The following is an 11,997-nucleotide window of genomic DNA, read 5'->3' on the forward strand; positions in this document are numbered from 1 at the left end:
CCAGTCAAAAGGAACAATCCGGCCGCATTGAAGAATGCGAGGATCAAGAACAGCACGGAATGCACGGGATTGCGCGCCGCAATCACCATGAACGCACTGGCGACGGTTATGAAGGCGAAGAGATAAAAAAACGCCGCCGCGATACCTGTCAACATGGGTTCCCCCGATTTCCAATCCGGCAGGTCTTCCTGCCATTTCTAGAGCGGTGTACGGAATTTGCGTACATTCGCAGCCTCTTAGCGCATGTTCCTGTCCGGCAGAAGAACCGAATCAGGGACACATGCGCGCACTCAATTCTTACCGGTACGGCGCATCCATAGCGATGTTGCGCGCCAGTTCCCGCTCCCAACGATCGCCGTTGGCAAGCAGCCGTTCCTTGTCATAGTAGAGCTCTTCGCGGGTTTCCGTCGCAAACTCGAAATTCGGTCCCTCGACGATCGCATCAACCGGGCATGCCTCCTGGCAGAATCCGCAATAAATGCACTTCACCATGTCGATGTCGTAACGCACCGTGCGGCGTGTTCCGTCATTGCGGCGCGGTCCGGCCTCGATGGTAATGGCCTGCGCCGGACAGATTGCTTCACAGAGCTTGCAGGCGATGCACCGCTCTTCGCCATTTGGATAGCGACGCAAGGCGTGTTCGCCACGGAAACGCGGGCTGAGCGGCCCTTTTTCATACGGGTAGTTCAAGGTCGCCTTGGGCGCAAAAAATTGCCGCATCGACAGAAAGAATGCGCCGACGAATTCCAGAAGCAGGAGCGACTTAGCAGCTTGTGCGAGTTGTGCCATGCTGGTTCTCCTTACGGCGTCAAGCCGGTGATTTTGAGGAAGGCCGCGGTCGCGATGACCATGAAGATCGAGATCGGCAGGAATACCTTCCAGCCCAGACGCATCAGCTGGTCATAGCGGTAGCGCGGAACGAATGCCTTCACCATGGCGAACATGAAGAAGCAGAAGAAGAGCTTGAGCAGGAACCAGAACACACCCGGTATCCAGTTGAGGAACCACACGTCCACCGGGGGCAGCCAGCCACCCAGGAACAGAATGGTGGTGAGTGCGCACATCAGCGTGATGGCGACATACTCGCCAAGGAAGAATAGCAGGAATGCGGTCGACGAATATTCGATCATGTGACCAGCAACAAGTTCCGATTCCGCTTCGACGAGATCGAAGGGCGGACGGTTGGTTTCTGCCAGTGCCGAGATGAAGAAGATGATGAACATCGGGAACAGGCCGAGCCAATGCCAGTCGAGGAAGGAGTTTGGCAGGCCGATCATCGTGCCGAGGCCGTCCTTCTGTGACGTGACGATGTCGGTGAGATTCAACGAACCAACGCACAAGAGAACGGTAACGATGACGAAGCCGATCGAGACTTCGTAGGACACCATCTGTGCCGCGGAACGCAAGGCGCCGAGGAACGGGTATTTAGAGTTCGAAGCCCAGCCAGCCATGATCACGCCGTAGACTTCTAGCGAAGAGATGGCGAGCACATAGAGAATGCCGACATTGACGTTGGCAACCGCCCAGCCCTCATTGACCGGGATAACCGCCCATGCAGCCATGGCCAGCACGGAGGACACCAGCGGCGCCAGCAGGAAAATACCCTTGTTGGCGCCGGACGGAATGATCGGTTCCTTGACAACGAACTTGAGAAGGTCGGCGAAGGACTGCAGCAGTCCGAAGGGACCGACGACGTTCGGACCGCGACGCAACTGCACGGCCGCCCAGATCTTGCGATCCGCCAAAAGCAGATAGGCAATGATAAGCAGCATCACCACCAGCATAAGCACTGATTTTCCAAGGATAATCAGTAGCGGCAGGATGTAGGTTGCGAAAATTTCTTCCATGTCAGTCTCTTCCCCGCCTACTCGGCCGCCTGCTTGAAGCCGCCCTTGGCGAGCGCTGAACATTCGGCCATGACGGCAGATGCGCGCGCGATCGGGTTGGTCAAATAGAAATCCTTGACCGGCGAAACAAAGGCCGTTTTTTCAACGGAACCAGTTGCATTTGCCAGCTTCTCGATGTCGGCGGGATCGCCGGCCGCGATCGAGTCGATCGCGGCGAGATGCGGATACTCCGCATAGAGGGTCGAACGCAAGGCGGCCAACGAGTCGAATGGCAATTTCTTGCCGAGAACATCCGACAGTGCGCGCAGGATCGCCCAATCTTCCTTGGCGTTGCCGGGAGCGAAGCCGGCGCGATTGGTCATCTGCACGCGGCCTTCAGTATTGACGAAAGTGCCAGACTTTTCCGTATAGGTTGCACCTGGCAGGATAACATCAGCGTTGTGTGCACCCTGATCGCCATGCGTACCGATATAGACTGTAAAAGCCTTGTCTTTTTTCGGCCAATCCAGTTCGTCGGCACCCAGCAGGAACAGCACGTCAAGCTTGCCCTTCATTTCGGCAACTGTCTTGCCGCCTGCACCCGGCACAAATCCGATATCGAATGCGCCGACACGGCTCGCGGCAGTGTGAACGACGCCAAATCCATTCCACTCGGTGCTGATTGCTCCAGTGTCTGCCGCAATCTTCGCCGCAAGACCAAGCACTGCAGCACTATCCGTTCGGGACAGAGCGCCCTGCCCGATGATAATCATCGGATTTTTAGCCTTCTTCAGAACGGACAGGAACTTCACTGAGCCACTGGCAAGATCTGCCAGGGTCTCGGCTCCGCTTCCAAGGTATTCATATTTGTACCGCAGGTCAGCCTGTTGACCGATTACGGCGATCGGCGTTCCGGCGGCGCGCCAGCGCTTGCGGATACGGACATTGAGCAGTGAGGCTTCGAAGCGCGGGTTGGAGCCAATGATCAGGATCGCGTCCGCCTGCTCAATGCCGTCAATGGTCGGATTGAAGATGTATGACGCACGGCCATTTGCTGTATCCAGAACCGAGCCATCCTGACGCGCATCAATATTGGCAGAGCCAAGCGATGTCATCAGCGCCTTGAGCGCGTACATTTCCTCGACGCTAGCAAGATCGCCGGCAACAGCGCCAATCTTGTCGCCCTTGCTCTTGGCAACAGCGGCCTTGATGGCCTCAAAAGCTTCCGGCCAGGTTGCGGCGACAAGGCGGTCATCCTTGCGGACATAGGGGCGATCAAGACGTTGCGTACGCAGACCATCCCAGATGAAGCGTGTCTTGTCGGAAATCCATTCCTCGTTCACCTGCTCGTTGACGCGAGGCAGAATGCGCATCACTTCGCGGCCACGTGTATCAACGCGGATCGCCGATCCGACAGCGTCCATCACGTCGATGGACTCGGTCTTGTTCAACTCCCACGGACGAGCCTGGAATGCATAGGGCTTCGAGGTTAGTGCACCTACCGGGCAGAGGTCGATGACATTGCCCTGGAGCTCCGATGTCATCGCATGTTCGAGATAGGTGGTGATTTCGGCATCTTCGCCGCGGCCGATCAGGCCCAGTTCGGAAATACCGGCAACTTCCGTCGTGAAGCGGACGCAGCGTGTGCAGTGGATGCAACGCGTCATGATCGTCTTGACGAGCGGTCCAATATATTTGTCTTCGACGGCGCGCTTGTTTTCCTTGTAACGCGAAGAGTCCACACCGAAGGCCATCGCCTGATCCTGCAGATCGCACTCGCCGCCCTGATCGCATATCGGGCAATCCAGCGGGTGGTTGATCAGCAAAAACTCCATCACGCCTTCGCGGGCCTTCTTGACCATCGGCGTGTTGGTGAAGATTTCCGGGGTTTCGCCATTGGGGCCAGGACGCAGGTCACGAACACCCATGGCGCAGGATGCGGCCGGCTTGGGCGGCCCGCCTTTCACCTCGATCAGGCACATGCGGCAATTGCCGGCGATCGACAAACGCTCATGGAAACAGAACCGCGGTACTTCCGCACCCGCCGTTTCTGCTGCCTGCAGAAGCGTGTAGTGATCCGGTACCTCGATTTCCTTACCGTCGACTTTGATCTTTGCCATCGTCTGTCCAACCTCGCGGAACATTCCGCATTTCATCTGGCATTTCCGCTTTGCGGCCGAAATACCTTCAATTCACTCGCGCCAGCAAACCGACGCGTTACCTAATTTTCGCTTGCCCCGACAAGAACCCTTGCCTGTCCCACCCAGTCGTCGCGCAAGATTCGTCCGCCGAATTTCAGCTGATCGTCGACCCTGGCGATATCCTCGGACGTCCAGGCTGCTATCTGCGCAAATGTGTGGATGCCCATATTGTTCAGCACGTGAACGAGCTTGGGACCTACCCCGGAAATGCGCTTAAGATCATCGGACGTGGTTACCGTTTCGGCTGCGGCCGACTGAGGCACATTTGATGCGACCGGCGCCTCCACGTGCGTTACCGGAGCATCAACGACACCCTGCGAAACATGTGCCGCCTTCTTGCGAATAATCGTCTTGAGTGCATCGACGTCGGCTGCAATCTGCGGAGAAACAGCGTTCTCTTGCTTTGCCGCAGGCGTGAACCTGGTGTTCGCATCAAGAGCGCCAGCAATGGCACCGGCCCAAAGGCCCCACATCTGACTGGCGACGCCAAGGCCGAGCACAGAAACGGCCGCTGCCGCACCCAATTGGGGCGTCAGCAGATTGGCAGCTGGAATGATCTGTTTCGGCATCAAAGCCGCCCAGTCCACGCCCAATCGTTTGTTTCCGTTGTCAGTCATGGCTCCTCAACCCTATTCGGCAGCCTCAAGCACAGGACTTGATGCGGCGTTGCGTGAAAACTCATCGATCCGGCGTTCGATCTCCGGGCGGAAATTCCGGATGAGACCCTGGACCGGCCAAGCGGCGGCATCGCCAAGTGCGCAGATCGTGTGGCCCTCGATCTGCTTGGTGACATCGAGGAGCATTTCAATTTCACGCTTCTGCGCATTGCCGACGACCATGCGTTCCAGAACACGCCACATCCAGCCTGTGCCTTCACGGCATGGGGTGCATTGACCGCAGCTCTCATGCTTGAAGAAATAAGATATGCGCGCGATTGCACGAACGATATCCGTCGACTTGTCCATGACGATCGCGGCCGCCGTACCGAACGACGACTTTACGCCGCGCAGCCCATCGAAATCCATCGGGCAATCGATGATATCGGCTGCTGGTACGACCGGGCACGAAGCACCACCGGGAATGACGGCGAGCAGGTTGTCCCAGCCACCACGAATGCCGCCCGCGTGCTTGTCGACCAGTTCGCGGAAGGTGATGCCCATGGCTTCCTCGACGGTGCATGGACGGTTGACGTGGCCTGAAAGCATGAACAGCTTGGTGCCGACATTGTTCGGACGGCCAATGCTGGAGAACCAACTTGCGCCTCGACGCAGGATCGTCGGCGCAACAGCAATGGACTCAACGTTGTTCACCGTGGTCGGACAACCATAAAGGCCCATATTAGCCGGGAAAGGCGGCTTCAGGCGCGGCTGACCCTTCTTGCCTTCAAGGCTTTCGAGCAGCGCTGTTTCCTCGCCGCAAATGTAAGCTCCGGCACCATGATGGACGAAGATGTCGTAGTCCCAGCCGTTCTTGTTGTTCTTGCCAAGAAGGCCGGCATCATAGCATTCGTCAATCGCGGCCTGCAGGGCTTCGCGCTCACGAATGTACTCGCCGCGCACGTAGATGTAGCAGGTGTTGGCACCCATCGCGAAACCAGCAATCAGGCAACCTTCGATCAGCGTGTGTGGATCGTGGCGCATGATATCGCGGTCCTTACAGGTGCCCGGCTCGGATTCGTCCGCGTTCACGACAAGGTAATGCGGACGGCCGTCGCTTTCCTTCGGCATGAATGACCATTTGAGACCCGTCGGGAAGCCAGCGCCCCCACGCCCGCGCAGGCCTGACGCTTTCATCTCATTGATGATCCAATCGCGACCCTTTTCCAGGATCTGCTTGGTGCCGTCCCAATGGCCGCGCGACATCGCACCCTTCAACGACTTGTCGTGAAGGCCGTAAATATTGGTGAAGATGCGGTCCTTATCAGCGAGCATTTCGCACCTGTCCTACTCTCTTCGTCCATTCTCCAGCGGATACTTCACGTGCATCCACCAATTCACCTATCTTGGCTTCTTGCCGAAAACCTTGATGTATTCTGCTTCGCCGCCCTTGGCCAACACCTTGGCTTGCTTGACCCAATCATCACGTTCGATGCGGCCTTTGAAATTCAAATAGCTGTCGACCCAATCGCGTTCAGCCTTTTTCCAGGCAGCGACCTGCGCGTAGGTATAGATGCCAAGCTCATGCAAGATGACTTCAATCTTCGCGCCAACGCCGGCAATCAACTTGAGATCATCGGTAGCCGCCGGCTTCTCAATCGCAGCAGGACGATTCTTATCCTCGAGCGATACTGCCTTGACCGACTGCACTGAAGGCTTCTCAGAAAGCGAGCCTTCAGCAATCGGAGGATTCTTGATGGCCTTGGTTATCGCCGGCGTACTGGCCGGCTTCGACGTCGCATTCTCTTCGGCCTTGGTGGTCTTTACCTTGGATGGTGATTTGATTGCGCCATTCGTCACTTCATCATGTGTCACCAGCTTGGCGGCATTCGATGGTGGCACATTTCCTGCCTCACCTGTAGCGCTCTTCGTAACACGTTTCGGCTTGGCTGCACCATTGCCCTCATTGAGCGAGGTTAGTCCACCCTGTGGCGCCGAGAAATAACGCTCGATCTGTGGTCCGACAGGAACAGATGCACCTTTACCGGCCTCGAACGCATCGATAATCTCTTCAAGTCGTTCCGGGGTCAAATCCTCGTAGGTGTCCTTGAACACCATGACCATCGGAGCATTGACGCAAGCGCCGAGGCATTCGACCTCTTCCCACGACAGCGTGCCCGCTTCGTTGGTGTGGAAGGGATCATGGTGGATCTTGTGCTGGCAGACCTTCTTCAGGTCTTCCGCACCGCGCAGCATGCAGGGTGTCGTGCCGCAAATCTGGATATGGGCGCGGGTCCCTACTGGCTTCAGCTGGAACTGCGTATAGAAGGTCGCAACCTCCAATACGCGGATCATCGGCATGTCGAGCATGGTGGCTACGTATTCGATCGCGGCCTTGGTGACCCAACCATCCTGTTCCTGCGCCCGCATCAACAGCGGAATGACGGCCGATTGCTCGCGGCCCTTGGGAAATTTCTTGATAGCCTGCTTTGCCCACGCGGTGTTTTCGCGATTGAATGCAAACGCTGCTGGCTGGACGCTATCTTCTGCGAGACGACGGACGGACATTAGCGATCAACCTCACCAAATACGATATCGAGCGAGCCGAGGACGGCAGAGACGTCGGCTAGCATGTGGCCACGGCACATGAAATCCATGGCTTGAAGATGGGCGAAACCTGGCGCGCGTAACTTGACGCGGTAAGGCTTGTTCGACCCATCGGAAACAAGGAACACGCCGAATTCGCCCTTCGGCGCTTCGACTGCTGCGTACACTTCACCGGCCGGCACGTGATAGCCTTCCGTGTATAGCTTGAAGTGATGGATTAGCGCTTCCATCGACCGCTTCATCTCGCCGCGCTTCGGCGGAACGATCTTGGCGGAAGTGTTGGAGACAGGCCCCACCCGTTCCCTGCCGAGCAACTGATCGACGCACTGGCGCATGATGCGAACGGACTGGCGCATTTCTTCCATACGGATCAGATAACGATCGTAGCAATCGCCGTTCTTGCCGACCGGAACGTCAAATTCCATTTCCGGATAGCATTCATAGGGCTGCGACTTTCGCAGATCCCATGCGGCACCCGAACCGCGAACCATGACGCCGGAGAAACCCCACGCCCAGGCATCTTCCAGCTTCACGACGCCGATATCGACGTTACGCTGCTTGAAAATGCGGTTCGGAGTAATCAGATCGTCGAGGTTCTTGACCGTCTGCAGGAACGGATCGCACCATTTGCCAATGTCTTCGATCAACTGGTCCGGCAGATCCTGATGTACACCGCCCGGACGGAAATAAGCCGCGTGCATGCGGGCGCCGCAGGCGCGTTCATAGAACACCATCAGCTTTTCGCGCTCTTCGAAGCCCCAGAGCGGCGGCGTCAGAGCGCCAACGTCCATGGCCTGCGTCGTGACGTTCAAGAGGTGCGAAAGGATACGGCCGATTTCGGAGAACAGGACACGGATTAGCTGACCGCGCTTCGGCACTTCGATGTTGAGCAAGCGCTCAACAGCGAGTGCGTAGGCGTGCTCCTGATTCATTGGCGCGACGTAGTCGAGACGGTCGAGATAGGGCACGGCCTGCAGGTAGGTCTTGGCTTCCATCAACTTCTCGGTACCGCGATGCAGCAGACCGATATGCGGATCGACGCGTTCGACCACCTCACCATCAAGCTCAAGCACGAGGCGCAAAACGCCATGCGCTGCTGGATGTTGCGGGCCGAAGTTAATGTTGAAGTTGCGGACGCTGTGTTCAGTCATAGGTAACTTCCCGGCAAGCTGTGTGAAGTGTCACGAGCACGCTCAATTTGCTTTCGCCTTCTCGTCGCCCGGCAGCACATAAGCGGTACCTTCCCATGGAGACTGAAAGTCGAAGTTGCGGAATTCCTGCCTCAGCTCGACCGGTTCGTAAACGACGCGCTTGACCTCGTCGTCATAGCGAACCTCAACGAAACCGGTAAGCGGAAAGTCCTTGCGCAGAGGGTGACCTTCGAAACCGTAGTCCGTGAGGATACGGCGAAGGTCCGGGTGACCCGAAAACAATACACCATAGAGGTCATAGGTTTCGCGCTCATACCAGTCAGCACCCGGATACACCGGCGTTGCAGATGGCACGGGCGTATCCTCGTCGGTCGCGACCTTGACGCGGATACGCATATTCTGACGCGGCGAAAGGAGGTGGTAGACGACGTCGAAGCGCTGAGCGCGTGATGGATAATCTACACCGCTGATGTCGATGAGCGAGATGAATTGGCACTGCATATCATCACGCAGGAAAGCCAGCGTATCGAGAAGCTCGCTTGCCTCAACTTCAACATTCAGTTCGCCGTAAGCAATCTCGAGCGACTTAAGGGCGAGACCGGGTTTTTCCTTGAGGTAACCGGAAAGTTCGCTTAATGCTTCTTCAAACATCGCCCTGTCCTATCGCTCGATCGTGCCGGTGCGGCGGATCTTTTTCTGCAACATCAACACACCATACAAGAGCGCTTCCGCGGTGGGCGGGCAGCCCGGCACATAAATATCGACGGGCACGACACGATCGCAGCCACGCACCACTGAATAGGAATAATGGTAATAACCACCGCCATTGGCGCAGGAGCCCATCGAGATCACATAGCGTGGTTCCGGCATCTGGTCATAGACCTTGCGAAGTGCCGGCGCCATCTTGTTGGTCAACGTGCCCGCCACAATCATCACATCCGACTGACGCGGTGATGCGCGCGGCGCAAAGCCAAACCGCTCGCCGTCGTAACGAGGCATGGATGTATGCATCATCTCGACCGCGCAGCACGCGAGACCAAACGTCATCCACATTAGAGATCCAGTGCGCGCCCACGTAACCAGCGCATCAGCCGAGGTGACGAGAAATCCCTTGTCCGCGAGTTCGTTACTGATCTCGCCGAAGAAAGCATCGTCGGAACCGATAGGCTTACCGGTATTCGGATCGAGAATGCCCTTGGGTTGCGGCGCAACGAGGGTGGTTTGGCTAGCGGTCAATCCCATTCCAGCGCTCCCTTTTTCCACTCATAGATAAAGCCGATTGTCAGTACTGCGAGGAAAGCCATCATCGACCAGAAGCCGAACCAGCCGATCTTGCCGAAGGAGATCGCCCACGGAAACAGAAAGGCCACTTCAAGATCGAAGATGATGAACAGGATCGACACGAGATAGAAGCGTACATCGAACTTCATGCGGGCGTCGTCGAAGGCGTTGAAGCCGCATTCATAGGCCGACAGCTTTTCCGGGTCCGGCGCGCTGTATGCGACCAGGAAAGGTGCAATCAACAGTGCCAGACCGATTACCAGCGCTACTCCGACGAAGATAACGATGGGCAGGTAGGAACTTAATAACTCGTTCATGATCCGTCTTTTTCCGCCTTGTGAATTCAGGCTGACAAGAATGCCATGTTATGCACATGACTGTCACCAATACGCGACAGATCGCACCATCCGGGGAGATGGTCCGATGGGGCGAGGGTTAGCGCGTTAGCGGCATGTACGCAAGTGCAACAATCGCTATGGAAGCACCTATAATCCACCTTCATTCCCGAGCCCGCCTGCATGAAAGTCGCCAAATTTCGCATTTTTTCCAGTATTCCGCAGTAAAATGGTCCAGAAATGCTTTTTAGAATGATATTAATGTGCCCCGGGCGTCTGAGGCCTTGCGGTCGCGAATTCCCGACTGCGACATTCGGTCCTATAAACGATTTAGATCAGAAAGTTCGCCCTGCGCGCCGCGTGAAATCACGCCTGCCGAGTGCCGGTGATTTCTGACCGTAGATTCATCAGAACCGAAACTCAGAAGCCTGTGAGCGGCTCAAGGCTGAGCTGTTGCCCCTCCTTTGCCAACAACCTCTCGCGACGCGCCTTCCGATCGAGCAGCAATGACCATAGCGCCACAAGGAGACCGACTACAGCAAGCGCTGACCCAACATAGGGCAGGTACTGGTAGGACACACCCCAGGAGAGCGCCGCACCTCCGATCCATGCACCAGAGGCATTGCCAACATTGAATGCCCCCTGATTGAGCGTTGCCGCCAGATTCGGAGCTTCATCCGCAGTCTCCACCACGCGCATTTGCAGCGGCGGAACAATTACAAAGGTCAGCACGCCCCAAAGAAAAATGACAGCGACCGTGGCAATAGCATTGCCACTGACTTCAGCGAGGAGCGCGTGGGTGAACATGAGTGCGACAAGCGTGCCGATAACAGTCGGCATGAGCTTCCAGTCGGCCAGTTTGCCGCCAACAATGTTGCCGACCGTCATGCCCGCGCCGAACAGCAGAAGAACAAAGGTAACCGTGGATGTGGGAATGCCAGACACATCGGTAAGGATCGGCTTGATATAGGTGAATACTGCAAAGAGGCCTGCGGAGGCCAATGCGGAGATCAGCATGGCCAGCCAGACCTGCAATTTGCCGAGCACCTTGATCTCGCTCAGAATACCCCCGCCCTTCTGTTCGTCTTTATTTGCCGGGACAAGGACAGCTATGGCTATCACCGCGGCGATACCGATCGCGACCACCGCAAAGAACGTTGCCCGCCAGCCAAATGCCTCGCCAAGCGCTGTTCCAGCCGGCACACCAAGAATATTGGCGAGTGTAAGGCCAGCAAACATCAACGCGATCGCACTGGCGCGTTTGTGGCGCGGAACGAGATTGGCGGCCACAACGGAACCAATCCCGAAAAAGGCGCCGTGGCCGAACGCCGTTACAACGCGCGCAATCATCAGCATCCAGTAATTTGGAGCAACGGCACAGAAGAGATTGCCGATGACAAACAGCATTGCCAGGCCGATGAGCACAGGCTTGCGCGGCAGCGAAGCGGTGGCAATGGCTATGATCGGAGCTCCGATGACTACCCCCAGGGCGTAGCCTGTTACCAGAAGGCCGGCATTGGGGATCGAAACACCAAGGTCTGCCGCGACTTCGGGCAGCAGACCCATGATCACGAACTCAGTCGTGCCAATACAGAATGAAGCTATGGCGAGGGCGAGGATCGGTAAGGGCATGGAAGGCAACCGCAAGTCTTGAGAAAGACCGATGCTGCACACCGTACGAAAGTCTTACAAATGGTTTTTGTGCAACGCAGCAATGCATTTACGCGTGTTCTAGGCGGTCGCATGCGATGGGTGTTTCGAAATGACGTCCGTCGAAGGGCTGCGCGTCATCCGCAAACTGACGGGAAAAATGCGATTGTGAAAAACTCTTCAAACAAATCATAAAAGTGTCGCATCCCTCTTGCCAATATCGCTCTAAACGCATAAACGCTCCCCACGCACCCTTTGCGAAGGGCGATTAGCTCAGTTGGTAGAGCGCTTCGTTTACACCGAAGATGTCGGGAGTTCGAGTCTCTCATCGCCCACCATTCCATCCCACC

General features: G+C 56.7%; 12 protein-coding genes and 1 tRNA gene. 1 reads left to right on the plus strand and 12 read right to left on the minus strand.

The window, feature by feature from the left end:
* The 12 genes from AAAC48_RS25655 to AAAC48_RS25710 all read right to left on the minus strand — a co-directional run.
* Positions 1-155: NADH-quinone oxidoreductase subunit J (locus AAAC48_RS25655; RefSeq protein ID WP_340656933.1), on the minus strand; the 155-nt coding region annotated here is incomplete at its 3' end.
* A gap of 142 nt (positions 156-297) precedes the next feature.
* Positions 298-789, minus strand: a complete 492-nt coding sequence (nuoI, locus tag AAAC48_RS25660) for an NADH-quinone oxidoreductase subunit NuoI (RefSeq protein ID WP_340656910.1) — start codon at positions 787-789, stop codon at positions 298-300.
* An 11-nt stretch (positions 790-800) separates the two neighbouring features.
* Complete coding sequence (nuoH, locus tag AAAC48_RS25665) at positions 801-1,847, minus strand: NADH-quinone oxidoreductase subunit NuoH (protein WP_340656911.1); 1,047 nt, start codon at positions 1,845-1,847, stop codon at positions 801-803.
* A gap of 17 nt (positions 1,848-1,864) precedes the next feature.
* Positions 1,865-3,946 (minus strand): NADH-quinone oxidoreductase subunit NuoG, encoded by a 2,082-nt coding sequence (nuoG, locus tag AAAC48_RS25670; RefSeq protein ID WP_340656912.1) that lies wholly within the window; start codon positions 3,944-3,946, stop codon positions 1,865-1,867.
* A gap of 101 nt (positions 3,947-4,047) precedes the next feature.
* On the minus strand, positions 4,048-4,644 hold the full coding sequence (locus AAAC48_RS25675; RefSeq protein ID WP_340656913.1) for a helix-hairpin-helix domain-containing protein: 597 nt from the start codon (positions 4,642-4,644) through the stop codon (positions 4,048-4,050).
* A 12-nt stretch (positions 4,645-4,656) separates the two neighbouring features.
* A complete protein-coding gene (gene nuoF, locus AAAC48_RS25680; RefSeq protein WP_340656914.1) occupies positions 4,657-5,958 on the minus strand; it encodes an NADH-quinone oxidoreductase subunit NuoF in 1,302 nt (433 codons plus the stop codon).
* A 66-nt stretch (positions 5,959-6,024) separates the two neighbouring features.
* Positions 6,025-7,191, minus strand: coding sequence for an NADH-quinone oxidoreductase subunit E (locus AAAC48_RS25685; RefSeq protein WP_340656915.1), 1,167 nt, complete (start codon positions 7,189-7,191; stop codon positions 6,025-6,027).
* Positions 7,191-8,381, minus strand: a complete 1,191-nt coding sequence (locus AAAC48_RS25690) for an NADH-quinone oxidoreductase subunit D (RefSeq protein ID WP_340656916.1) — start codon at positions 8,379-8,381, stop codon at positions 7,191-7,193. Before AAAC48_RS25690 ends, AAAC48_RS25685 begins: the two co-directional genes overlap by 1 nt.
* A gap of 42 nt (positions 8,382-8,423) precedes the next feature.
* Positions 8,424-9,032 (minus strand): NADH-quinone oxidoreductase subunit C, encoded by a 609-nt coding sequence (locus tag AAAC48_RS25695; protein WP_340656917.1) that lies wholly within the window; start codon positions 9,030-9,032, stop codon positions 8,424-8,426.
* Between the two features lie 9 nt (positions 9,033-9,041).
* Positions 9,042-9,623 carry an NADH-quinone oxidoreductase subunit B gene (locus tag AAAC48_RS25700; RefSeq protein WP_340656918.1) on the minus strand — a complete coding sequence of 194 codons (582 nt, stop codon included), beginning with the start codon at positions 9,621-9,623 and terminating at the stop codon, positions 9,042-9,044.
* A complete protein-coding gene (locus AAAC48_RS25705) occupies positions 9,614-9,979 on the minus strand; it encodes an NADH-quinone oxidoreductase subunit A (protein WP_340656919.1) in 366 nt (121 codons plus the stop codon). The genes AAAC48_RS25700 and AAAC48_RS25705 overlap by 10 nt, the downstream gene beginning before the upstream one ends.
* A 438-nt stretch (positions 9,980-10,417) precedes the next feature.
* Positions 10,418-11,629 carry an MFS transporter gene (locus AAAC48_RS25710; RefSeq protein WP_340656920.1) on the minus strand — a complete coding sequence of 404 codons (1,212 nt, stop codon included), beginning with the start codon at positions 11,627-11,629 and terminating at the stop codon, positions 10,418-10,420.
* 280 nt (positions 11,630-11,909) lie between these two features.
* Here AAAC48_RS25710 and AAAC48_RS25715 point away from each other — a divergent pair.
* Positions 11,910-11,985: transfer RNA gene (locus AAAC48_RS25715), tRNA-Val, on the plus strand.
* Positions 11,986-11,997: the final 12 nt, after the last annotated feature.

This window comes from Phyllobacterium sp. (assembly GCF_037994405.1).
In the GTDB taxonomy this organism is placed as follows: Bacteria; Pseudomonadota; Alphaproteobacteria; order Rhizobiales; family Rhizobiaceae; genus Phyllobacterium.

Bases quoted from the DNA above. Each gene is read 5' to 3' on its own strand.
- AAAC48_RS25710 (WP_340656920.1), bottom strand. From the start codon at position 11,629: ATGCCCTTACCGATCCTCGCCCTCGCCATAGCTTCATTCTGTATTGGC.
- nuoI (WP_340656910.1), bottom strand. From the start codon at position 789: ATGGCACAACTCGCACAAGCTGCTAAGTCGCTCCTGCTTCTGGAATTC.
- AAAC48_RS25675 (WP_340656913.1), bottom strand. From the start codon at position 4,644: ATGACTGACAACGGAAACAAACGATTGGGCGTGGACTGGGCGGCTTTG.
- AAAC48_RS25685 (WP_340656915.1), bottom strand. From the start codon at position 7,191: ATGTCCGTCCGTCGTCTCGCAGAAGATAGCGTCCAGCCAGCAGCGTTT.
- AAAC48_RS25700 (WP_340656918.1), bottom strand. From the start codon at position 9,623: ATGGGATTGACCGCTAGCCAAACCACCCTCGTTGCGCCGCAACCCAAG.
- AAAC48_RS25690 (WP_340656916.1), bottom strand. From the start codon at position 8,381: ATGACTGAACACAGCGTCCGCAACTTCAACATTAACTTCGGCCCGCAA.
- nuoG (WP_340656912.1), bottom strand. From the start codon at position 3,946: ATGGCAAAGATCAAAGTCGACGGTAAGGAAATCGAGGTACCGGATCAC.
- AAAC48_RS25695 (WP_340656917.1), bottom strand. From the start codon at position 9,032: ATGTTTGAAGAAGCATTAAGCGAACTTTCCGGTTACCTCAAGGAAAAA.
- nuoF (WP_340656914.1), bottom strand. From the start codon at position 5,958: ATGCTCGCTGATAAGGACCGCATCTTCACCAATATTTACGGCCTTCAC.
- AAAC48_RS25705 (WP_340656919.1), bottom strand. From the start codon at position 9,979: ATGAACGAGTTATTAAGTTCCTACCTGCCCATCGTTATCTTCGTCGGA.
- nuoH (WP_340656911.1), bottom strand. From the start codon at position 1,847: ATGGAAGAAATTTTCGCAACCTACATCCTGCCGCTACTGATTATCCTT.